Source organism: Alsobacter sp. KACC 23698 (assembly GCF_045348435.1).
In the GTDB taxonomy this organism is placed as follows: Bacteria; Pseudomonadota; Alphaproteobacteria; order Rhizobiales; family Beijerinckiaceae; genus Alsobacter.
On sequence record NZ_CP157484.1, the window covers coordinates 2447225 to 2468063 of the forward strand.

22 protein-coding genes are annotated in these 20839 nt (G+C 68.7%); 12 read left to right on the top strand and 10 right to left on the bottom strand.

All coding sequences use genetic code 11. From position 1 onward, the window contains the following. Positions 1–53: 53 nt before the first annotated feature. The 3 genes from ABEG18_RS11360 to ABEG18_RS11370 all read left to right on the top strand — a co-directional run bounded on the left by ABEG18_RS11360 (position 54) and on the right by ABEG18_RS11370 (position 2935). Positions 54–401 (top strand): DUF6481 family protein, encoded by a 348-nt coding sequence (locus ABEG18_RS11360; protein ID WP_406858165.1) that lies wholly within the window; start codon positions 54–56, stop codon positions 399–401. A gap of 81 nt (positions 402–482) precedes the next feature. Further along, the gene (locus ABEG18_RS11365; protein ID WP_406858166.1) at positions 483–749 is read left to right on the top strand and encodes a hypothetical protein; all 267 of its coding nucleotides are present in this window, start codon (positions 483–485) and stop codon (positions 747–749) included. A 374-nt stretch (positions 750–1123) separates the two neighbouring features. Next, positions 1124–2935: a DUF4214 domain-containing protein gene (locus ABEG18_RS11370; protein ID WP_406858167.1), complete on the top strand. Its 1812-nt coding sequence runs from the start codon at positions 1124–1126 to the stop codon at positions 2933–2935. A 43-nt stretch (positions 2936–2978) separates the two neighbouring features. Here the strand turns inward: ABEG18_RS11370 and ABEG18_RS11375 are convergent, their stop codons facing one another. The 6 genes from ABEG18_RS11375 to ABEG18_RS11400 form a co-directional block, all read right to left on the bottom strand. Further along, positions 2979–3173: a hypothetical protein gene (locus ABEG18_RS11375; protein WP_406858168.1), complete on the bottom strand. Its 195-nt coding sequence runs from the start codon at positions 3171–3173 to the stop codon at positions 2979–2981. Between the two features lie 133 nt (positions 3174–3306). After that, positions 3307–4284, bottom strand: coding sequence for an aldo/keto reductase (locus tag ABEG18_RS11380; RefSeq protein WP_406858169.1), 978 nt, complete (start codon positions 4282–4284; stop codon positions 3307–3309). 29 nt (positions 4285–4313) lie between these two features. Next, complete coding sequence (locus ABEG18_RS11385; RefSeq protein WP_406858170.1) at positions 4314–5354, bottom strand: ABC transporter substrate-binding protein; 1041 nt, start codon at positions 5352–5354, stop codon at positions 4314–4316. A gap of 46 nt (positions 5355–5400) precedes the next feature. Next, positions 5401–6324, bottom strand: coding sequence for an alpha/beta hydrolase (locus ABEG18_RS11390; protein WP_406858171.1), 924 nt, complete (start codon positions 6322–6324; stop codon positions 5401–5403). Between the two features lie 29 nt (positions 6325–6353). Next, a complete protein-coding gene (locus ABEG18_RS11395; RefSeq protein WP_406858172.1) occupies positions 6354–7460 on the bottom strand; it encodes an ABC transporter ATP-binding protein in 1107 nt (368 codons plus the stop codon). Between the two features lie 67 nt (positions 7461–7527). Continuing rightward, complete coding sequence (locus tag ABEG18_RS11400; RefSeq protein ID WP_406858173.1) at positions 7528–9300, bottom strand: ABC transporter permease; 1773 nt, start codon at positions 9298–9300, stop codon at positions 7528–7530. Between the two features lie 283 nt (positions 9301–9583). Here ABEG18_RS11400 and ABEG18_RS11405 point away from each other — a divergent pair, with 283 nt between their 5' ends. Continuing rightward, entirely contained in the window at positions 9584–10570 is a 987-nt protein-coding gene (locus tag ABEG18_RS11405; protein ID WP_406858174.1) for an aldo/keto reductase, read from the top strand. A 16-nt stretch (positions 10571–10586) separates the two neighbouring features. After that, on the top strand, positions 10587–11342 hold the full coding sequence (locus tag ABEG18_RS11410; RefSeq protein ID WP_406858175.1) for a FadR/GntR family transcriptional regulator: 756 nt from the start codon (positions 10587–10589) through the stop codon (positions 11340–11342). Between the two features lie 27 nt (positions 11343–11369). Here the strand turns inward: ABEG18_RS11410 and ABEG18_RS11415 are convergent, their stop codons facing one another. Both ABEG18_RS11415 and ABEG18_RS11420 read right to left on the bottom strand, forming a co-directional pair. After that, the gene (locus ABEG18_RS11415; RefSeq protein WP_406858176.1) at positions 11370–12638 is read right to left on the bottom strand and encodes an RNA polymerase subunit sigma-70; all 1269 of its coding nucleotides are present in this window, start codon (positions 12636–12638) and stop codon (positions 11370–11372) included. Between the two features lie 22 nt (positions 12639–12660). Continuing rightward, complete coding sequence (locus ABEG18_RS11420) at positions 12661–13518, bottom strand: fumarylacetoacetate hydrolase family protein (RefSeq protein WP_406858177.1); 858 nt, start codon at positions 13516–13518, stop codon at positions 12661–12663. A gap of 168 nt (positions 13519–13686) precedes the next feature. Here ABEG18_RS11420 and ABEG18_RS11425 point away from each other — a divergent pair, with 168 nt between their 5' ends. After that, positions 13687–14373, top strand: coding sequence for a fumarylacetoacetate hydrolase family protein (locus tag ABEG18_RS11425; RefSeq protein ID WP_406858178.1), 687 nt, complete (start codon positions 13687–13689; stop codon positions 14371–14373). An 18-nt stretch (positions 14374–14391) separates the two neighbouring features. On the opposite strand, the gene ABEG18_RS11430 is transcribed toward ABEG18_RS11425, so the two are convergent. Both ABEG18_RS11430 and ABEG18_RS11435 read right to left on the bottom strand, forming a co-directional pair. Next, complete coding sequence (locus ABEG18_RS11430; protein WP_406858179.1) at positions 14392–14769, bottom strand: hypothetical protein; 378 nt, start codon at positions 14767–14769, stop codon at positions 14392–14394. Between the two features lie 50 nt (positions 14770–14819). Continuing rightward, positions 14820–15143, bottom strand: coding sequence for a cupin domain-containing protein (locus ABEG18_RS11435; protein ID WP_406858180.1), 324 nt, complete (start codon positions 15141–15143; stop codon positions 14820–14822). A 251-nt stretch (positions 15144–15394) separates the two neighbouring features. Here ABEG18_RS11435 and ABEG18_RS11440 point away from each other — a divergent pair, with 251 nt between their 5' ends. From ABEG18_RS11440 to ABEG18_RS11465, 6 genes are all read left to right on the top strand, one after another. Beyond that, a complete protein-coding gene (locus ABEG18_RS11440) occupies positions 15395–15766 on the top strand; it encodes a flagellar biosynthesis repressor FlbT (protein WP_406858181.1) in 372 nt (123 codons plus the stop codon). 85 nt (positions 15767–15851) lie between these two features. Beyond that, complete coding sequence (locus ABEG18_RS11445; RefSeq protein ID WP_406858182.1) at positions 15852–16577, top strand: HAD family hydrolase; 726 nt, start codon at positions 15852–15854, stop codon at positions 16575–16577. A gap of 6 nt (positions 16578–16583) precedes the next feature. Continuing rightward, positions 16584–17531: a sugar-binding transcriptional regulator gene (locus ABEG18_RS11450; protein ID WP_406858183.1), complete on the top strand. Its 948-nt coding sequence runs from the start codon at positions 16584–16586 to the stop codon at positions 17529–17531. A 136-nt stretch (positions 17532–17667) separates the two neighbouring features. After that, positions 17668–18981: an ABC transporter substrate-binding protein gene (locus tag ABEG18_RS11455; RefSeq protein WP_406858184.1), complete on the top strand. Its 1314-nt coding sequence runs from the start codon at positions 17668–17670 to the stop codon at positions 18979–18981. 123 nt (positions 18982–19104) lie between these two features. Then, positions 19105–19977, top strand: a complete 873-nt coding sequence (locus ABEG18_RS11460; RefSeq protein WP_406858185.1) for a carbohydrate ABC transporter permease — start codon at positions 19105–19107, stop codon at positions 19975–19977. A 3-nt stretch (positions 19978–19980) separates the two neighbouring features. Then, positions 19981–20811, top strand: coding sequence for a carbohydrate ABC transporter permease (locus tag ABEG18_RS11465; RefSeq protein WP_406858186.1), 831 nt, complete (start codon positions 19981–19983; stop codon positions 20809–20811). The last annotated feature ends 28 nt before the right edge of the window (positions 20812–20839 follow it).

The following is a 20839-nucleotide window of genomic DNA, read 5'->3' on the forward strand; positions in this document are numbered from 1 at the left end:
GCGATCCATCTTGGGCCGCCGCGCAGCGGGGCCTCTATTCGAGCCGGAGCACGATGGCAGACCTCAAGGGAAACGGATTCAACGACCGGATGGGCCGCGCTGCGGCCGCCAAGCAGGCGATCCAGAAGCGGTTTCTGGAGAAGGCCGGGCAGGACGACCCCGCCGCCGCGGCGCGTCGCGAGGAGCGCAGGCTCGTGGCTGAGGCCCGCGCCGTGCGCGAGGCCGAGCGCGCCAAGCAGCGCGCCGAGGCCGCCGCCCTCAAGATCGTCGAGGACGCGGCCCGGGTCGAAGCCGAGAAGGAGCGCATCGCCCAGGAGGCCGAGCGGGCCGTGGCCGAAGCCGCCGAGAAGAAGGCGGAGCGCGACGCCCGCTACGCCGCCCGCAAGGCGCGCCAGCGCTGAGGCGTTCGCCGAACGCATTACGACGGCCCCGGCGAGCTTCGCCGGGCCGCACGCCACACATCGAGCCGTGAGGGACTTCCCATGACGTCGAAGACCACGAACAACCCTGACGCCAAGCAGCGGGCGGCGCGATCCTTCGAGAAGCTCGAGCAGCGCAGCCGGGAAGCCGAGCAGCGCATCAGCGAGCAGCAGAAGGCCGACGTGGCCGCCGCCGCCAAGATCAAGCGCCTGCGCGCGCTGCGGCTCGCCCGCGACGAGGCCGAGGCCGCCGAGGCCGCCCAGGTCGCCGCCATCGCGGCCGAGACGCCCAAGCCGAAGTCGCGCGCCAAGGCCAAGCCGGCCACCTGATCGCGCCCAGGAGCCTGACACAGCGGCGCCGGCTCGCTCTGGCGGCGCCAGCCAGGCCCTCGCGACCGATCGCGCCGGGATCCCGCATCCGACGCCCCCCGCATGGCGCATGGGATCGCCCGCAATCCGCTCCATCCCCGAACTGACGCCCGCCCTCGCGCGCCGAGGACGATGGCGGACCGCTGGCCGTTCAGCCGAGGGCCAGATTGAGGCGCTCGGCAGGTCCGCCCGCCGCGTCGGGCCCGTGCGCGAGGGAGCACCCCCGTCGCCGCCACGGGCCGACGACGGAACCGCTTCGCTCACGCGCCGTTCAGTGACCGGACCTTCTACGAAGGCCCTCGACAAGACGACGTCCTGACGCGCGGAGTACCACCATGGCCTTGCTCACTGGTTTCAACGTCACCCTTCCCGAGGTTGAGCTGATGGTGCAAGCCTCGCTGGCCGCATTCACGGACGGCTCCGTCCCCGCCGGCTGGTCCGTGGTCTCACCGCAGAACCTCGTTCCGGCGCGCTATTGGGATGGGAACTATTTCAGCAATGACGGCGCCAGCGCCATCGTGCTGAAGCAGGGCAATTCGTGGATCATCTCGTTCAGGGGCACGGATTCATCCGCCGACGTCGCCAAATATCCCGAGTTGGTCGCGCAGACCTATCTCGACAACTTCAAGCCCCTGCTCGTCGCCGTGGCGACCAACGCGGCCCCGAGCGACCAGATCTACGTAACCGGCGCCAGCCTCGGCGGGGCCGCCACCAACGAGCTCGCCGACAAGGCCTTTACGGACTATGCGGGCCGCTACGCCAGCGCCAAATTCGTGGCCTTCGCCTCGCCGGAGATCAGCAACAACGCCGGCATCCTCAATGTGGGGTTCGAGAACGACCCCATCTACAAGGTCATCGAGCAGTATCGCGACCAGCCCTCCAGCATGGACAACCTCGTCCTCGCCAAGGACCAGTACCTGCAGGGCAACTATAACGGCCAAAATCCGCTCGACTACTACGCCCACACGGCCGGCCAGTCGGCCGACGCGATCGCGCGGCTGGAGAGCTCGCATTTCCTGAACCAGATGAGCCCCGACGCCACCATCGTCTTCGATGCGTCGGCGCAGACCGTCACGGACGTGACGCCCGGCCGCGAGGCGGCGACCGTCTTCTATATCGGGCAGAACGGCGACGACGTCATCGCGGGCCGCAACGGGACCGACTACATCGACGGGCTCGGCGGCAACGACACCATCGTGGGCGGCGCCGGCGCCGACTGGCTGGCCGGCGGCGCCGGGAACGACCAGGTGCAGGGCGGCGCGGGCCGCGACACGGCTGTGTTCTCCGCCTTCCGCACCCAGGCGACCGTCTCGGGCTCGGCCACCGAGCACACCGTCGTGACGCCAACGGAGGGGACCGACGCGCTGTCCAGCATCGAGGCGATCCAATTCCAAGACGGCCGCCTCGCCTATGACGTGACCGACCCGGCGGCCGTGGTGCTTCGCGCTTACGACGCCGCCTTCAACCGGGCGCCCGACCCGACGGGCCTCGCCTACTGGACGGCCCAGCTGGACGCCGGCGCCAGCGTGTCCTCCGTGGCGGCCGCCTTCGCGGGCTCGGCCGAGTTCCAGGCGAAATACGGCGCCCTCGACAACCAGCAATTCGTGTCGGCCATCTACCAGAACGTCCTCGACCGCGCCGGCGACCCGACCGGCGTGTCCTACTGGACGCAGCAGCTGGACAGCGGCGCCGCCACCCGCGGGCAGGTCCTGGCCGGCTTCTCCGAATCGCCGGAGCATGTCGAGCAGTCGCGCGCGCAGATCGAGGCGGGCTATTGGGAGCAGGATCCGGTGGTGGCGTCGGTGGCCCGTCTCTATGACGCCGCCTTCAACCATCGCCCCGACCCAACGGGCCTGACCTTCTGGGACAATGCGGCCATGGGACAGTCCCTGAACGCCGTCGCGGCCGGCTTCGTGGCGTCGAGCGAGTTCAGCGCGACCTATGGCAGCCTCAGCAACCAGCAATTCGTGCAGCAGATCTACCAGAACGTGGTGGACCGCCCCGGCGATTCGGCGGGCGTCTCCTACTGGACCAGCGCGCTGGACCACGGAACGTCGCGCGCCGACGTCCTGCTCGGATTCTCGGAGTCCCCGGAGCACCGGGCGCTCACCAGCAGCTGGATCGACCAGGGCATCCTGTTCGCCTGACGCGAAAGAGGCGCAAGCCGGACCGTTCCGGCGGGCCGGCGCCTCAGTTGCGCAGAAGCAGCGCCGTCTCCAGCAGGCCGCCGGTGGCGAGCGTCAATCCGGGGAGCGGATCGGCGCCGTCATGGGGCATCGCCTTGGCCGGGCGGCGAGCCCGGCGCTGGACCAGCGCCGCCCACAGGCGCCGGGTCACGCCCGAACGGGGCGAAGCGGCGCGGTCGTGCAGGGCGAGCGTGGTCATGGCGAAACCTCTCCGGGCCGGTTGAGGCTGATCCGCGCCAGCCGGCCGAGAGGGTCTCTACTCCCAAATTGTTGCAGTGCGGTATACGCAAAACCGCATGTCTCGTATGACGCCCGATCGTTTCGGGCGCGTTCTACAGGCCCAGCCGCTTCATCTGCGCCTCGGGATAGCGCGTTCCCTTGGCGGCGGCGGGCGGAAACGCCGCGTCCAGGGCGGCCAGCGTCTCCGGCTTCGGCGCCAGCGCGACGGCGGCGGCGTTCTCCTCCAGCCATCGGCGCTGCTTGGCGCCGGGCAGCGGGACCACGAAGGGCTTGCGGCTGAGCAGCCAGGCGATCGCCAGCTGCGCGGCGGTGCACCCTTCCCCTTCGGCCAGCTGCTTCAGCCTCTCCACCATGCGCCAGTTGTGCTCCAGGTTCTCCCCCTGGAAGCGCGGCATGTCGCGCCGCCGGTCGTTGGGCCCGAGGGCGTCGAGGCTGGGCACCGTCCCGGTCAGGAAGCCGCGGCCGAGCGGGCTATAGGCGACATAGCCGACGCCGAGCTCCTCGCAGGTCGCCAGCAACTCCTGCTCGGCGTCGCGCGTCCACAGCGAATACTCCGTCTGGAGCGCCGCCATCGGGTGGGTCGCATGCGCCCGCCGCAAGGTCTGCGGCGCCGCCTCCGAAATGCCGAGCGCCCGGACCTTGCCCTGCTCGACGAGCCTCGCCATGGCTCCCACCGTGTCCTCGATCGGCGTCCCCGCATCGACCCGGTGGATGTAGTAGAGGTCGATCACGTCCGTCCCCAGCCGTTTCAGGCTGGCCTCGCAGGCCGCCATCACGTAGTCCGGCTTGCCGTTGACCTCCTGGCGCCCGTCGGGATGCCGGACATTGCCGAATTTGGTGGCCAGCACGTAGCGCTCGCGGCGCCCCTTCAGGGCCCGCCCGACCAGCTCCTCGTTCTTGCCGAAGCCATAGGCGTCGGAGGTGTCGATCAGCGTGACCCCCAGCTCCGCCGCGCGATGCAGCGTGGCGATCGCCTCGGTTTCGTCCGGCTGGCCGTAGATGGCCGTCATGCTCATGCAGCCGAGGCCGATGGCCGAGACGTCGAGGGTTCCGAGGCGACGCGTCTTCATGGGTGTCTCCGTTCTCAGGCAGGCCGGGCTTACTGGAAGACCTCGTTGAACTTCTTCTTGATGCGCGCCGCCTCCTTCTCGATGTAGTCGTAGTCGACCTCCGTCAGCGTCAGGGTGGAGAGCTGCGGGCTGCCCTCGGGCGGCGGCATGTCCACCCGGGACGAATAACCGCCGTCGGTCGGAAACAGCTTCTGCACCTCGTCGTCGAGCATGAAGTCGGCCAGCGCCTTGGCGGCGTTGGGATGGGGCGATCCCTTCACGACGGCGGTCGGCGACGGGATCATGAAGGTCCCGTCCTGCGGGTAGACGGTCAGGATGGGGTGGCCGTCCTTGCGGTCGTCCGCCGCGTAGCTGTCGCTCGCCCCGACGGCGATCAGTCGCTCGGCGCGCTTGATGTTGTCGGAGACCTGCTGGTTGCCCTGCACGATCATGATGTCGTTCTGGCGCAGCTTCTCGAAATAGCCCCAGCCCAGCTTCTTGGCCATCATGCCGACGACCGAGAGCTGCAGCGACGTGAAGGACGGGTCGGTCATGACGAGCTTGCCCTTGTATTTCGGGTCGACCAGCTCGGCCCAGGTCTTGGGCTGATCGGCCGGCGCCAGCTTGTCCGGCCGCATGTAGATCGTCATCATGTTGAGCCGCTGGGCGACGAAATAGCCGTCCTCGTTGCGCGCGCCCTTCGGCACCTTGTCGAAGTCCTTTGGTTTGAACGCCACGAACACGCCCTTGCGGGCGAACTGCTCGGAGGCGGCCGGATCGGACGTGGTCAGCAGGTCGCAGGCAATGCGACCCGCCTGCATCTCCTGCTGGAACCGCCGCAGGATGGCCGAGCCGCCGGAGCGGAACAGCTCCACCTTGACGCCCGTCTTGGCCTCGAACAGCGAGACGATCTTCTGGGCCGTTTCGATGGGCGTGGACGTGTACCAGACGACCTTGCCCTCCTTCCTGGCGGCGTCCATGTCGACGGCGTCCGCCGCGCGGGCCGCGCCGACCAGGGCCGGATGGACGAGGGCGGCCAGGCCAAGGGCGGCGGCCCCGGCGATGACGGATCGGCGGTTCTTCTGGGTCACGTCAACCTCCCGTTCGTTGGCTTTCGCGGCGGGTCTGGCGCCCGCGTCAGTGTCCGTCGCCGCGATAGACCGGCTCCGGCTGGGTGAAGAAGTTGAAGAGGATCTGGTAGGCCATCATGTAGTTCTTCTGCTGGAACGATGCGTGCGAGATGCCCGCCATCACGGCGAACTGCTTGTCGGCGTTGGGCAGCTTCTTGAAAAAGGCGATCAGGTCGTCCATCCCGGCGATGCCGTCGAACTCGCCGCGCATGATCACGGTCGGCGCCGTGATCTTCAGCGGATCGACCACCGGCAGCTTTGAGCACATGTCCACATAGGTGCCGGTCGGCACGCTGTCGTCGAGCGCCAGGATGGCGTCCGCGAAGGCCTCCACCACCTTCTTCTCGGCCGTGTCGGGATGGTCGCGGTTGAAGATGGAGTGCACGAAGGCCCGGTCGATCGGCCGGCGGTTGCGAGCCTGGAACTCCGGCAGCTTCTTGCGTCGTTCGACGAGGGTCGGGGCGCCCTCCCCGGTCCACACGAAGGCGTCGAGCGCCAGCCGCTTCACCCGCTCCGGATGGCGCTCCGCGAAAGCCGCCGCCCGCAGCGCGCCCGACGAAATGCCGTAGACCAGCATGGGCCCGCAGTCGCGCGTCTTCAGGATGTAGTCGCTCGCCGCCGAGAGGTCGTCCGCCCCGTTGGCGATGTCGCAATTGATGTCGCGGTTCTTGTCGGAGCGGCCATAGCCCTCCATGTCGACGCACCACGTGTCGAAGCCGCGCTGGGCGAACCAGTCCATGACGGACGAATCCGGGCGGCCCTCGACCTTCAGGTCGAAGGTGGGCTGCGACGCCATCGAGGAGCCGTGCACGAACAGCACCGTGCCGAGCGGCCGGCCGGGCGTGACGGCGCGCTTCTCCCACAGGAACAGGTTGACGTCGCCCTTCTTGGTCCAGTGTTCGACGCCGGTCACGGTCTGCTCGGAGGTCATGCGATGGGTCCTTGCCAGAAGAGAAAAGGTCAGGCGGCCGCAGCCGGGATCGAGGCGGCCGGGAGGAAGATGCTGCATTGGCTGGCGTCCACGGCGAGCGCGACCCCGTCTCCGACCGCGAACTGCTGCAGCGGATGGGTCTGCACCCGCAGCACCTGGCCGGAGTTCAGGGTCACGTGATACTCGCTGAGATTGCCCAGGAAGGTCCGGTCCGTAACCGTCGCCAGGGTCTCGTCGCCGCCCTGCCCCACCGGCTGGAGCCGGATGTTCTCCGGGCGGATCGCGATCTCGATCGCCGCGCCGGCGCGGGCCCAGTCGGGCGCCGGCATCTCCAGGCGCAGGTCGGGCCCTTCCACCCGCCCTCGCCCGCCCGACACCTCGGCGAGCCGCCCGGGCAGGATGTTCACCAGCCCCATGAAATCGGCGACGACCCGGTTCGCCGGGCGCGAATAGACCTCGAAAGGCGTGCCGAACTGCTGCAGCCGCCCCTGGTGCATGACGGCGATCTGGTCGGACAGCGCCAGCGCCTCGGCTTGGTCGTGCGTGACGTAGATGAAGGTGATGCCGGTGCGCCGCTGCAGCTGCTTCAGCTCCGTGCGCATGCGCTCGCGCAGCTTGGCGTCGAGATTGGACAATGGCTCGTCCAGCAGCAGGATCTCGGGCTCCACGACCAGGCTGCGGGCCAGCGCCACGCGCTGCTGCTGCCCGCCGCTGAGCTCGTTGGGGTAGCGGCCCTCCAGCCCCGTCAGGTTGACGAGGTCGAGCGCCCTGTCGACCATCTGGAGCGCCTGCGCGGCCGGCGTCTTCCTGATCTTCAGGCCGAAGACGACGTTCTCGAACACCGTCTTGTGCGGCCAGACCGCGTAGTTCTGGAACACCATGCCCATGCCGCGCGAGTCCGGGGGGACGACGCTCTGCGGCGACGACATGAGCCGGCCATCGACGTGGATCGAGCCCTTGTCGGGCGTGATGTAGCCGGCGATCGCCCGCAACGTGGTGGTCTTGCCGCAGCCGCTCGGCCCGAGCAGCGTGATGAACTGGTTGTCGGCGATGTCCAGCGACAGGTCGCTCAGGGCCGCCGCGGAGGCCTCGCCGCTGTAGCTCTTCGTCAGGTTGCGGATCGTGATGCCTGCCATGGACTGCTCCGGACTGCGGCGCGCCGCAGGGGCGCGGGGGGACGGCGCGAGGGAAAGGCTGCGAGGCTCAGGGAACGCCGGCCTCCGCACGGCTCGCGAAGCGGCCCTTGCTGATCCGGCTGGCCAGCCAGATCGCGGCGCCGATGATGACCATGTTGACGAGCGCGAGGGCGGAGACGGGCTCGGTGTAGCCGGTCTCGTAGAGATTGTAGATCGCCACCGCGAGCGTGATGGAGCTGGAGCTGAACAGCAGGATCGAGGCGCTCAGCTCCTGCACGACCGGCACGAAGACGAGCAGCCACCCGGCGAAGAGGCCAGGCCCCATCAGCGGGAGCGTAATCTCCTTCATGGTGGTCCCCCACCGCGCCCCGAGGATGCGGGCGCTCTCCTCCAGCGACGGATCGATCTGGCGAAGCGCCGTGTTGGCGGCCCGCACGCCGAGCGGGATGTAGCGCCCCACATAGGCCAGCAGCAGGATGCCGAGCGTGCCGTAGAGCGCGAAGGGCAGCATCAGCCAGAACTGGATGAGGGCCACCGCCATCACGATGCCGGGCAGCCCGAGCGGCACGAGCGCGATGTAGTCCAGCACCCGCCGGCCGGGCGCGGTGGTGCGTAGGTCGATCCAGCTGATCACCGCGCCCAGCAGCACCGCGATCGTGGATGCGATCGTGGCCAGCAGCAGGCTGTTGAGGATGGCCCGGCGGGTGATGTCGTAGTCGAACAGCACGAACTTGTAGTGGGCCAGGGTCAGGCCTTTCCAGAAGTTCAGGCCCCAGGACTTGGAGAACGACACCGCCAGCAGCGTGCCGTAGGGCAGCACGACGGCCAGGATGAACACCAGCACGCAAAAGCCCAGCACGACCCAGCGCAGCGGCCCCAGTTCGACGAGCTGCGGGCGGGAGCCCTTGCCGCCCAGCGTCACGAAGGAGCGCCTGGCGAGGTAGCGCCGCTGCACGAACAGCGCCGCCACCGTGATCAGCACGAACATCAGCGACAGCGCCGAGGCGAGCCCGTATTGCGGCGGATAGTCGAACAGCGCGTAGATCCGCGTCGGCAGCGTGACGATGCGGCCGGGCAGGCCCACGATCGCCTGCGAGCCGAACAGCGCGATGGCGTTGACGAAGGAGAGCAGCACGCCCGACAGGATGGCGGGGGCCACCAGCGGCCCGGTGATCAGCAGCGCCGTGCGGAACTTGCCCGCTCCGAGGATCTGGGCGGCCTCCTCATAGGAGGCGTCCACCGACAACAGTGCGCTCGAAGCCAGCAGATACACGAACGGGAAGGTGTGCAGCACCGTCACCAGCACCAGCCCGGTCATCGTGAACACGTTGAAGCGCACGAACTCCAGGCCCACCACGTCGCGCAGGAAGACGTTGACCAGTCCCGCATTGGGGCTGAACAGGTTGACATACGCGATGGCGATCAGGAACGGCGGCGACAGATAGGCGACGCTGGCGGTGAAGCGGATGAGCCTCTTGCCAGGCACATTGGTGCGGCTCACCGCCCAGGCCAAAGGCACGCCCAGCACCACGCTGAACAGGCCCGTCCAGAAGCCGAGCACGAGCGAGTTCCACAGGGCCGTGACATAGAGGCGGCCTTCCAGCACCTCCTTGAAGTTCTCCAGCGTCGGGCCGCCCTCGCCCCAGATGCTGCTGACGAGCAGCGTCGCCAGCGGAAGAACCACCAGGATCGCCAAGGCGAGCACGCCGGCGACCATCACCACGTGCTCGAGGCGCACGCCTCCCGCGCGGCGCGCGCCCAGGCCGGGAACCTGCAAGGCGGGATCGCGCTGCGGCCGATGCTTGTCGAGGGTCGGGTCGGCGTGCCCGGCGACCGTCATGGCGCATCCCCTGGACGGCGGCCATGGCCGAGCCCTGCGCTGCAGCCCAGATCGGGGTCGGAACCGCTCGTCATCCGCGCAAGAAGATGCGCGGCCTCATGGCACGGCATGGCGTCACTCCCGGGCAGTCTTCTTTTGCGGCGATCTTTGACCCCGCGCCGTGAGCTGTCAACCAAAGCTTCAAATATCGAAAATTGGTTGCGGATGGCCGCCAATGGTTCATCATCGAACCGGGGCGTGGCCATGCGGCTCCCCCGCCCCGTCGCCTGTGGGAGGACGCTGCATGAAGACGCGCCGCCTCGGCCGGACCGGCCCGGTCGTCTCCGCCATCGGCCTCGGCTGCTCGGGCATGAGCTCGGACTACGGCGTGCCGGACGACGCCGAATCGACCGCCACGATCCGCCTCGCCATCGACCGCGGCGTCACGGTGTTCGACACCTCCGACGCTTATGGGGCGGGCCGCAACGAGGAGCTGATCGGGGCCGCCATCGCAGGCCGGCGCGAGGGCCTCGTCATCGCCACCAAATTCGGCAACATCCGCGGTCCGAACGGCGAGCGCGGCGGCGTCAACGGCAAGCCGGACTACGTTCCGGTCGCCTGCGAGGCCAGCCTGCGGCGGCTCGGGATCGACTGCATCGATCTCTACTACCAGCACCGCATCGACCCCTCCGTGCCGATCGAGGAGACGGTCGGGGCCATGGCCCGGCTCGTCGAGCAGGGCAAGGTCCGCCATCTCGGCCTGTGCGAGGCCGGCGTCGACACCATCCGGCGCGCCCATGCGACGCATCCGCTGGCGGCCGTCCAGATGGAGTACTCGCTCTGGACCCGCGACGCCGAAAGCAAGATCCTGCCGGCGCTGCGCGCGCTGGGCGTCGCCCTGGTGCCCTACAGCCCCCTGGGACGCGGCTTCCTCACCGGCGCCTTCCGCAGCCGCGACGACCTGATCCCGACCGACCGCCGACACGCCCACCCGCGCTTCCAGAGCGGCAATTTCGAAGCCAATCTGGGGCTGCTCGCGCCCCTGTCGAAGGTCGCGGAGCGGCGAGGCTGCGCTCCCGCCCAGGCGGCGCTGGCCTGGGTGCTGGCGCAGGGCGACGACATCGTCCCCATTCCGGGCACCAAGCGCCGCCGCTGGCTGGAGCAGAACATCGGCGCGCTCGACCTGACCCTCGACGCCGACGACCTGTCGCGCTTGACCGAGGCGTTCCCGGCCGGAGCAGCGGCTGGGCTGCGCTATCCCGAAAAGCAACTGCAAGGGCTCGGCCTGTGAGCCGGGACAACGCCCCATGAGCACTGCCGCAAGCGCCGTCGACGCCGCCGACCATGAGGACGCCCTCGACCTGGAGATCCTCGACGCTCCGGACGCCGAGGCGCCGAACGCGGTCCTGCAGGTGCGGGCCTTCCTGGCCCGGGCCGGCACGCTGGATCACGGACGCCTCCCGCCCGAGCGGGAGCTCGCGCAGGCGCTGGGCGTCACCCGCGCCGAGCTGCGCAAGGCGCTCGCCAAGCTCGAGGCCGAAGGCCAGCTCTGGCGCCATGTCGGCAAGGGCACCTTCGTGGGCAGCCGCCCGATCGACAATCTGGCCGACGTCGCCGGCATGGCGCGCCGCACCAACCCGGCGGAGGTGATGCGGGCGCGCCTGGCCATCGAGCCGGAGATCGCCCGGCTGGCGGCCCTCAACGCCACGCCGGCCCATCTGTCTGAGCTGGAAGCGATCATGCGCAAGTCGCGCCAGGCCCAGACCTGGCGCCAGTATGAGAGCTGCGACAACCGCTTCCACCGCATGATCGCGGCCGCCACCCAAAACAGCCTGCTGCTGGGACTATTGGATACGCTGAGCGCGGTGCGACAGGCGGTGAACTGGGGTCGGCTGCGCGCCTCACCCACAAGGCCGCGCGAGGACCATCACAGCTTTGTCGAGCATGAGGCCATCGTGGCCGCCATCGCCGACCGCGACATGTCCCGCGCCGCCCAGGCCATGCGCACCCATCTGCAGAGCGTCGAGCGCAACCTCCTCGGCCGTGCGGAGGCGGAAGACTGAGCGGCTCGTCAGGGGCGGCCGGGCCCGTCAGCCCTCATGCACCAGCAGGTCGAACCCGGAGTTCCGGTCGATGATGGCGATCAGCCCGTCGGCGTCCACGTCCACGTCGTTCGTCTGTGGACTGGCGTTCCCGCCGACCGGCTCGGGGATGTAGCGCCCCACTTCGGACGGCTCCTCCGGGTTGGAGATGTCCACCACCCGCAGTCCGCCCGAGAACCACGCGCAATAGACCAGGGAGCCGTCGATATGCTCCTGGAACTGATGCGCGCCGAAGCGGCCGAGCCGCGCATAGGGGCTGTCGAGGTCCGACACGTGGAAGGTCGAGAGGGGCCGGAAGTCCCCCTCCGTCACGTCGAAGATCCACAGATGGGCGTGCGGCTGGCCCGGCGTGTGGTCGTGCTCCTCGTCGACCGCGACGGCGATCCGCCGGCCGCCGATCAGGCCTTTCGCGGGTAGGACCGTATGGGTGGGCTCGGGCGTGGGCGGGTGATAGTTGAACGCCCCCACGGTGCGCGGCCGCGCGATGTCCGTCACGTCGATCCGGCGCACGCCCGCATACCACACGGCCGCCCAGAGATCGTCGCCCTGGCGCAACGCGTGGTGCAGCCTGTGGCTCTCGCCGCTCCAGGTCGGCGTCTCGCCCGCCGCTACATGCTGGCCGGGCAGGTGCCAGCGGGACACCTCCTCGGGTTTCTCGGGATTGGAAATATCGTAGATCACCAGGATGTTGCCCCGGTATCCTTCCATTTCAGTCGAGATATACGCGTAGCGCTCGTCCATGTCGAAGCGGTGGACGCCGAAGCCGAAGGTGCGCTGATAAGCCAGCAGCCGCGGCCTGCTGCGGTCGGCGATGTCCCAGATCTTGAACCCGCCCTGCTCATAGGGCTGCGGCTGGATCCTGCGCAGGCCGGGGATCGCCTCCGGCTTCACCTTGAGCGCGGCGGCGAGTTCGGCGTCCGTGGCGGGGCGGCCGTGGCGGGCCGCCCATTCGGCCTCGAGCGCCTTCAGGCGCCCGGCGCGGCGCTTGGCGTGGCGCTCGTTCTCCTCGACATTGGTGATCATGATGTCGCCGGCGACCCGCACCTTGTGGGTGTGCGACTGGTCGTCGTCGAGGCGGATCTCCGACACGACCGTCGGACGCGAGGGATTGGAGACGTCCAGGATGGTGGTGCCGTAGGGCGGCTTCATATGGCCCACGATCGCGTGGCCCTTGCCGTCGAAGATCACCTGCCCGCCTCCGGGCAGGTCGAGATGCCCGAGCCGTCGCACATTGCGGGAGAGCGCGTCCGCCGTCATTGCGTCCCCTCCGCCGGGCCGGTCAGGCGAACCGGTTGCTGATCTCGCCCAGACCCTGGATGGCCATGCGCACCACGTCGCCCTCCTTGAGGAAGCGCGGCGGCTTCAGGCCGATGCCGACGCCGGCCGGCGTCCCGGTCGAGATCACGTCGCCGGGCAGAAGCGTCATGCCGGCCGAGATGGTCTCGACGAGGCCAGGGATGTCGAAGATCAGGTCGCGCGTGTTGGCGCTCTGGCGCAGCTCGCCGTTGACCCAGCAGGACACGTCGAGATTCTCGGCGTCGACCTCGTCGCGCGTGGTGATCCAGGGGCCCATGGGGCAGAAGGTGTCGAGCGCCTTGCCGAGGAACCACTGCTTGTGGTTGCGCTGCCGGTCGCGGGCGGTCACGTCGTTGACGATCGTGTAGCCGAAGATGTGGTCGAAGGCGTCCGCGCGCTTGATGTCGCGCCCTCCCCGGCCGATCACGACGGCGAGCTCGACCTCGTAGTCGACCATGCTGGTCACGCCCGGATGCAGGCTGACGGTCGCCCCCGGGCCGACGATGCAGCTCGTCGGCTTGGTGAACACAGCCGGGAACTCGTCGATCTCCGCACCCTTCACCGCGCCGGCCTCAAAGCCGCTCTGGGCGAATTCGCGGGCGTGCTCGCGGTAGTTCTTGCCCACGCAGATCACGTTGCGCGGCGGAATCAGGGGCGCCTGGAGGGCGACCTCGGCGAGCGGAATCGCCGCCCCGGTCGGCGTCGGCGGCGCTCCGCCGGCGGCCGCCGCCTCCACCAGCGCCAGCATGCCGGAAACCTGGACTGGCCTGATCTCGCCTGAAGCCTCGTCCACGACGCCGACGCCGGAACGGCCTGAATGAATGAACGCGGCGAGTTTCATGGCGGCCTCACGGGGTCTGCAAACGCGTCTGCGGCGCTTTCGGACATTTCCACATCGGCCGCTATCAATGTCAACCAATTCGAGGATTGCTCACGCTTGGTTTTCGCTTATGCTCGCCGCGACCTTGAAGCCCGGCTGCGGACCGGGCGGTCCGAAGAGGTGGTCTCCATGGAGTACGTGATCCCAGCGCCGCCCGTCACCTCGCTCCGGGTCGTCGGCTCCGACGCCCAGTTCCCGGTGCGCCGCATCTATTGCATCGGCCGCAACTACGCCGAGCATGCGATCGAAATGGGCCATGACCCCAACAAGGAGCCGCCGTTCTTCTTCCAGAAGAACCCGGACAACATCCTGCCCGAGGGCAAGCCCTTCCCCTACCCGGCCAAGAGCGAGGACGTGCATTTCGAGGTCGAACTCGTGGTGGCGCTGAAGACAGGCGGGTCCAACATCCCGGTCGAGCGCGCCATGGACTGCGTCTATGGCTACGGAATCGGCCTGGACATGACCCGGCGCGACCTGCAGGGCGAAGCCAAGAAGCTCGGCCGCCCCTGGGAGATCGGCAAGGCCTTCGAGCATTCCGCCCCCTGCGGCCCGCTCACCCCCGCCGACAAGGTAGGCCGCATCGAGGACGGCTCGATCACGCTCGAGGTGAACGGCCAGCTCCGCCAGAAGGGCGACATCAACCAGATGATCTGGAAGATCCCGGAGATGATCTCCTACCTGTCGGACTATTTCGTCCTCGCTCCGGGCGATCTCATCATGTCCGGCACGCCCTCCGGGGTCGGGGCGGTCAAGAAGGGCGACAGGCTCGTCGCCCGGGTCGACCGCGTCGGGGAGTTCGCCGTCACGGTGGAGTAGCGCCTGATCGGCGGCGGGTCAGCCCAGGACCCGCTGGCCGCCCGCGACCAGATCGCCCGCGATGGCCAGAGCCACCCCGATGGCCACGCAGGCGAGGCCGACCAGGAAGATGACGACGGCCCGGTGGTAATAAGCCAGGCTCAGCGAGCGCGTGGACAGCAGGCTCGCCACCGCGATCACCTGCGCGACGATGCCGACCGCGATGGCGGCCACGGCCGCCAGGTCCACGCCCAGCCAGGGCCCGGGCAGCGCCGCCCAGCGGTTCAGGAAGCTCAGCGAGAAGCCCAGCACCACGCTGATCGCCGTGAGCGAGCCATTGCGAAAGGCCGCGTCGATCCGAGCGGGCGGGTCGCTCGCCGTCTCCTCCGGCTTCGCCGCGCCGACCGGTTCGCCCATGCCGAACCTCCCGCTTCAGCAATCCTCCGCCGTCGCGCCGGCGCTCGTCGTCACGCCGGAGGCGTCCTGAGCCCGGCCGGGTCCTTCACCTCGATCTCGATGAACGCGATCGGGTGCTCCGAGCCGTTCATGACGTCGTGCTCGACGCCCGCCGCCCGCCGGTAGGACTGGCCCGCCGAGAGCGGCACCGCCGTCTCGCCCTGCTCCGTCTGCACGCGCAGCACGCCGTCGGTCAGCATCACGACGAAATAGGGAAAGCCATGGGTATGCCAGCCCGTGGCCGCGCCCGGCTGGAAGTCCCAGCGGGTGATCCGCGCCGTCGCGTCGTCCACCTGGAGGGTGGGCACCGCCGGTTGCACGCATTGAAAAGCCATTCGTCGATCGCCTCGCGAAGCGCCGGACCCCGCCACGGCGTCCAGGGGAAGGCCTCAGCTTGGCCGGGCCCAAGGCGATCGTCAAACCCGGGACCTGCGGGGAAGGCCTCGCCAGGCATGCCGAACATCGAAACTTAACCGTGGTCGATGATCCAACTCCGAACACTTGCCCAAGATCAAGACCGTCATGCTTCGTTAATAGGCTGCCTTATACTCAACTTATGCGAGTGTTTTCGGCCAGGAGCAGATCCGTGGGCTTCCTTCTCGAACTGAAGCATCAGGAAGTGGCCTATGTGGGCAAGGCGGTGCTGACCAACACCGGCGACCGGGCCCGCATCATGGTGGAGGGGCCGATGCCCGTCCTGCGCGGGCAAGACTATGTCGACCCCGGCGCCGCCAAGACGCCCGCCGAGCGGATCTATGTCGCCGTGCAGGAGATGTACCTGTCCGGCAGCGACGACGCGGCGCCCGACTTCTTCGCCGCCTCCCGGCGCCTCATCGCCCAGCGTCCCCATGCCGAGGAGCCCATCTCCCAGCTGAGCAAGCTGGTGCTGGCCCAGGACATGGCCAAGGCCCTCAAGGTCGCCCGCACCCTGATTCAGCTGGAAGAGAAGGCCGCGTAGGGCGAGGCGCCTGGCTCGATCCCGGCGCATGCTTGTTTCAACTTCGGCGAGCGTGTAGCCTCCCCCGGTGGGCGGATGCTCCGGGATGAGGCATTTGATCGAATTGAAGCGCGTCCATCCCGTGGAACGGGAGCCTGCGCCGGCCTCGGCGGCCGATATGCGGCTGGTGATCTTCGATTTCGACGGCGTGGTGGTCGACAGCGAGGCGATCGCCTGCCGGGTGCTTGCGACCGCGCTGTCGCGCCACGGCTTTCCGGCCGACGTGTCGCTGGTGGTGGATCGCTACCTCGGGCGCGCCTTTTCGGTCGTTCGCGACGACTACGCGGCTGCGCTCGGCCGGCCGATTCCGGATGATTTCTCCAGCGACTACGGTCGCGAGCTGGAAGCCGCTTTCCGCGCCGACTTGCGGCCGATGGCGGGCGTCGCGGCGGCGCTGGACCACCTGGCCGCCCGGGGTCTCCCCTTCGCCATCGCGTCCTCCAGCTCCCAGGGCCGGATCGCCCAGGCGCTCTCGGTCACGGCGCTGGCCGGCCATTTCGGCGACCGGATCTTCGACGCGGCCATGGTGGAGCGTGGCAAGCCCGCGCCCGACCTCTTCCTTTACGTCGCCCGCCAGATGGGCGCCGCCCCCGCGCAGTCGCTGGTGATCGAGGACAGCCCGGCCGGCGTGCGGGCCGGCAAGGCCGCCGGCATGACCGTCTGGGGCTTCACGGGCGGCGCGCACCATGCGAGCTTCGACGGCGACGCGGCCCTCCAGGCCGCCGGCGCGGACCGCTTGATCACGAGCATGGCCGACCTCCTGGTGCTTTGAGCGGCGATGAGCAGCGATTCCGACACGTCCCGTCTCGACGACGCCGCCCGCGCCGGCTGGCTGTACTTCATCGCCGGCAACACGCAGGACGAGATCGCCCGCAAGCTGCAGGTCTCGCGGCAGGCCGCCCAGCGCCTGGTGTCGCTGGCGATTTCCGAGAAACTCGTCACCTTCAGGCTGCACCACCCCATCGCGCAATGCATGGCGCTCGCGCAGCGGCTCGCCGACGCCTTCGGGTTGGACCACTGCGAAGTCGCGCCGGCCGATCCGGCCTCCTCGAGCTCCACGGTGGGCATCGCCGAGCTCGCGGGCGCCTTCATGGAAGGCCGGCTGCGGGCGGCCAAGCCCCTGATCATGGCGGTGGGAACGGGCCGCGCCATGCGGGCGGCCGTGGACCAGCTGCCGCCGATGAACTGCCCCAACCACCAACTCGTGTCGATGGTGGGCAACATCGCGCCGGATGGATCCGCGACCTTCTTCGACGTGCTCTCCAAGCTCGCCGACCTCACGCGGGCGCGGCACTACCCGATGCCGCTGCCGGTCTATGCGTCCACCGAATCGGAGCGCGACCAGCTGCTCGCCATGACGCCGGTGCGCAAGGTTCACAGCCTCGCGGCCGAGGCGGATCTGGTGATCGTCGGCGTCGGGCAGATGAGCCGAACCGCGCCGCTGCACCAGGACGGGTTCATCTCGAGCGACGAACTCTTCGAGCTGATGCGCCATGGCGCGGTCGGCGAGATCGCGAGCTGGGCCTTCGATGAGGCCGGCGCGGTGCTGGACGTCGGCGTCAACCGGCGCACCACGAGCGTTCCGCTGCCGTCCGCCGCCGGCCGCTCGGTGGTGGGCGTCGCGATGGGGCCAGACAAGGTCCCGGCCCTGCGCGCCGCCCTCAAGGGCCGCCTCCTGACGGGCCTAATCACCAACGAGGCGACCGCCTCGGCCTTGCTGGCCTGATCCTTCGATTCCCCGCCGGCCCGACCGACACGCCGTTGCTGCGGCGCAGCGTCGATTCAGCGTTGACAGCCGCTCCGGCGCGTTTGAGCATATGCGCAACGTGTGGGCATATGCCCAACGCGGGGGAGGAAACGACATGAAGGCCCTGATTGCGGCGCTGTTGGGCGCGGCGTCGATGCTTGCCGTGAGCGAGGCGTCGGCGCAGACGAAGTTGACGATTGCGACCGTGAACAACGGCGACATGATCCGCATGCAGGGTCTGACGTCCGACTTCACGGCGAAGAACCCCGGCATCACGGTCGAGTGGGTGACGCTGGAAGAAAACGTCCTGCGCCAGCGCGTCACCACGGACATCGCGACCAAGGGCGGCCAGTTCGACATCCTCACCATCGGCACCTACGAGGTTCCGATCTGGGCCAAGCAGAACTGGCTGGTGCCGCTCACCGGGCTCGGGGCCGACTACGACGTCGACGACCTGATCCCGGCCATCCGCTCCGGCCTGACGGCCGACGGCAAGCTCTACGCCGCGCCGTTCTACGGCGAGAGCTCCATGGTGATGTACCGCAAGGACCTGATGGACAAGGCCGGCCTGAAGATGCCGGACGCGCCCACCTGGACGTTCATCGCGGACGCCGCCCGCAAGATGACCGACAAGGCCACCGAGACCTACGGCGTGTGCCTGCGCGGCAAGGCTGGCTGGGGCGAGAACATGGCCTTCCTGTCGGCCACGGCCAATTCGTTCGGCGCGCGCTGGTTCGACGAGAAGTGGAACCCGCAGTTCGACACGCCCGAGTGGAAGAACACGCTCGACTTCTACGTCAAGCTGATGAAGGACGCGGGCCCGCCCGGCGCCTCCTCGAACGGCTTCAACGAAAATCTCGCGCTGTTCAACGCCGGCAAATGCGGCATGTGGATCGACGCCACAGTGGCGGCGTCCTTCGTGACCAACCCGAAGGACTCCAAGGTGGCCGACAAGGTCGGCTTCGCGCTGGCCCCTGACAACGGCCTCGGCAAGCGCGGCAACTGGCTGTGGGCGTGGTCGCTGGCGGTTCCGGCCGGCTCCAAGAAGACCGAGGCGGCGCAGAAGTTCATCGCCTGGGCGACCAACAAGGACTACGCCAAGCTCGTGGCCAGCAAGGAAGGCTGGGCCAACGTGCCCCCGGGCACGCGCCAGTCGCTCTACGCCAACCCCGAGTACCAGAAGGCGGCGCCCTTCGCGAAGATGACGCTGGACTCCATCAACACCGCCGACCCGACGAAGCCGACCGTGAAGCCGGTTCCGTATGTGGGCGTGCAGTTCGTCGCCATCCCGGAATTCCAGGGCATCGGCACCAGCGTCGGCCAGCAGTTCTCGGCCGCGCTCGCCGGGCAGTCCAGCGTGGATGACGCCCTGGCGGCCGCCCAGGCGGCGACCAAGCGCGAAATGACCCGCGCGGGCTACATCAAGTAAGCGCCATGCGCGGCGGGGAGCTTGCGCTCTCCGCCGCGACGCCGCCGGTCTGATCGGGCTGAGACATCGCGTCGGCCTCGCCGACCGCATCCCACGCTCTCCCCCCAGCAACGGGATCCCGCCATGTCGACTGTCGAGACCCGCGCGATCGGCCGGGCTCTTGTGGCGCCCTCGGTGGCGCTGCTGTTCATCTGGATGATCGTCCCGCTGGCGATGACGATCTATTTCTCCACCCTGCGCTACAATCTGCTCAATCCGGCTCTCGCAGGGTTCGTGGGCGTTGAGAACTACGTCTATTTCCTCTCGGATCCGGCCTTCTTCACGGCCCTGCGCAACACGCTGACGCTGATCGGCTCGGTGCTGGCCATCACGGTGGTGGGCGGCGTCGGCCTCGCGCTGTTGCTGGACCAGCCGGTCTGGGGCCAGCCGATCGTCCGCCTCATGGTGATCGCGCCCTTCTTCGTGATGCCGACCGTGAGCGCGCTGATCTGGAAGAACCTGCTGATGCACCCCGTGACGGGGCTGTTCGCCTGGCTGGCCAACCTGGTGGGGGCCAAGCCGATCGACTGGTTCGCGCAGGCGCCGCTGTTCTCCGTGATCCTGATCGTCGCCTGGCAATGGCTGCCCTTTGCGGCGCTGATCCTGCTCACCGCGCTCCAGTCTCTGGACGAGGAGCAGAAGGAAGCCGCCGAAATGGACGGCGCGGGGGCGTTCTCCTATTTCGCGTTCATCGTCCTGCCCCACCTGGCGCGGCCGATCACGGTGGTGATCCTGATCGAGACGATCTTCCTGCTGACCGTCTTCGCCGAGATCTTCGTCACCACGGGCGGCGGACCCGGCCTGCAGACCACCAACATCGCTTTTCTGGTCTACGCCCAGGCGCTGCTGCAATACGACGTCGGCGGCGCTTCGGCGGGCGGCATCGTGGCGGTGGTTCTCGCCAATGTGGTGGCGTTCTTTCTGGTCCGGCTGATCGGCCGGAACCTGGAGGCCTGAGCCATGGCGCGCCGCCGCACCCTGGCCCGCACGGCCGCCGTCTCCGGAGCCGCATGGCTGGCCGGCTTCGTGATCTTCTTTCCGATCCTCTGGATGGCGCTGACCAGCTTCAAGACGGAGCTCGACGCCTTCGCGCTGCCGCCGAAATTCCTGTTCTTTCACTGGACGACCGAGAATTACGGCGTCGTGCAGGAGCGCTCGGACTATTTCAAGCACGCGGCGAACTCGGTGGTGATCTCCTTCGGGGCGACGCTGGCCGCGCTGGCGCTGGCCATCCCGGCCTCCTGGGCCATGGCCTTCGCGCCGACCAAGCGGACCCGCGGCACGCTCCTGTGGATGCTTTCCACCAAGATGATGCCGCCGGTCGGCGTGCTCGTGCCGATCTACCTGCTCTACCGCGACCTCGGGCTGCTCGACACCCGCACCGGGCTGATCCTGATGCTGGGCCTCGCCAACCTGCCCATCGTGGTGTGGATGCTGTTCACCTACTTCAAGGAGATCCCGCGCGACATCCTCGAGGCGGCCCGGATGGACGGGGCGACGACGCTCAAGGAGATCGCCTTCGTGCTCTTGCCCATGGCGCTGCCCGGGATCGCGTCGACCTTCCTGCTCAACGTCATCCTGTGCTGGAACGAGGCCTTCTGGTCGCTGAACCTGACGACCTCGCAGGCCGCGCCGCTGACGGCCTTCATCGCCTCCTATTCGAGCCCCGAGGGCCTGTTCTGGGCCAAGCTCTCGGCCGCCTCCACGCTCGCGATCGCCCCCATCCTGATCATCGGCTGGCTGAGCCAGCGCCAACTCGTCCGCGGCCTCACCTTCGGCGCCGTGAAGTGAGCCCCCCAGGCGGACACGCAGGAGCAGC

Excerpts from the sequence above, each read along its gene's own strand:
- ABEG18_RS11360 (WP_406858165.1), top strand. The coding sequence starts at position 54 with ATGGCAGACCTCAAGGGAAACGGATTCAACGACCGGATGGGCCGCGCT.
- ABEG18_RS11365 (WP_406858166.1), top strand. The coding sequence starts at position 483 with ATGACGTCGAAGACCACGAACAACCCTGACGCCAAGCAGCGGGCGGCG.
- ABEG18_RS11370 (WP_406858167.1), top strand. The coding sequence starts at position 1,124 with ATGGCCTTGCTCACTGGTTTCAACGTCACCCTTCCCGAGGTTGAGCTG.
- ABEG18_RS11375 (WP_406858168.1), bottom strand. The coding sequence starts at position 3,173 with ATGACCACGCTCGCCCTGCACGACCGCGCCGCTTCGCCCCGTTCGGGC.
- ABEG18_RS11380 (WP_406858169.1), bottom strand. The coding sequence starts at position 4,284 with ATGAAGACGCGTCGCCTCGGAACCCTCGACGTCTCGGCCATCGGCCTC.
- ABEG18_RS11390 (WP_406858171.1), bottom strand. The coding sequence starts at position 6,324 with ATGACCTCCGAGCAGACCGTGACCGGCGTCGAACACTGGACCAAGAAG.
- ABEG18_RS11395 (WP_406858172.1), bottom strand. The coding sequence starts at position 7,460 with ATGGCAGGCATCACGATCCGCAACCTGACGAAGAGCTACAGCGGCGAG.
- ABEG18_RS11400 (WP_406858173.1), bottom strand. The coding sequence starts at position 9,300 with ATGACGGTCGCCGGGCACGCCGACCCGACCCTCGACAAGCATCGGCCG.
- ABEG18_RS11405 (WP_406858174.1), top strand. The coding sequence starts at position 9,584 with ATGAAGACGCGCCGCCTCGGCCGGACCGGCCCGGTCGTCTCCGCCATC.
- ABEG18_RS11410 (WP_406858175.1), top strand. The coding sequence starts at position 10,587 with ATGAGCACTGCCGCAAGCGCCGTCGACGCCGCCGACCATGAGGACGCC.
- ABEG18_RS11415 (WP_406858176.1), bottom strand. The coding sequence starts at position 12,638 with ATGACGGCGGACGCGCTCTCCCGCAATGTGCGACGGCTCGGGCATCTC.
- ABEG18_RS11420 (WP_406858177.1), bottom strand. The coding sequence starts at position 13,518 with ATGAAACTCGCCGCGTTCATTCATTCAGGCCGTTCCGGCGTCGGCGTC.
- ABEG18_RS11425 (WP_406858178.1), top strand. The coding sequence starts at position 13,687 with ATGGAGTACGTGATCCCAGCGCCGCCCGTCACCTCGCTCCGGGTCGTC.
- ABEG18_RS11430 (WP_406858179.1), bottom strand. The coding sequence starts at position 14,769 with ATGGGCGAACCGGTCGGCGCGGCGAAGCCGGAGGAGACGGCGAGCGAC.
- ABEG18_RS11435 (WP_406858180.1), bottom strand. The coding sequence starts at position 15,143 with ATGGCTTTTCAATGCGTGCAACCGGCGGTGCCCACCCTCCAGGTGGAC.
- ABEG18_RS11445 (WP_406858182.1), top strand. The coding sequence starts at position 15,852 with ATGAGGCATTTGATCGAATTGAAGCGCGTCCATCCCGTGGAACGGGAG.
- ABEG18_RS11450 (WP_406858183.1), top strand. The coding sequence starts at position 16,584 with ATGAGCAGCGATTCCGACACGTCCCGTCTCGACGACGCCGCCCGCGCC.
- ABEG18_RS11455 (WP_406858184.1), top strand. The coding sequence starts at position 17,668 with ATGAAGGCCCTGATTGCGGCGCTGTTGGGCGCGGCGTCGATGCTTGCC.
- ABEG18_RS11460 (WP_406858185.1), top strand. The coding sequence starts at position 19,105 with ATGTCGACTGTCGAGACCCGCGCGATCGGCCGGGCTCTTGTGGCGCCC.
- ABEG18_RS11465 (WP_406858186.1), top strand. The coding sequence starts at position 19,981 with ATGGCGCGCCGCCGCACCCTGGCCCGCACGGCCGCCGTCTCCGGAGCC.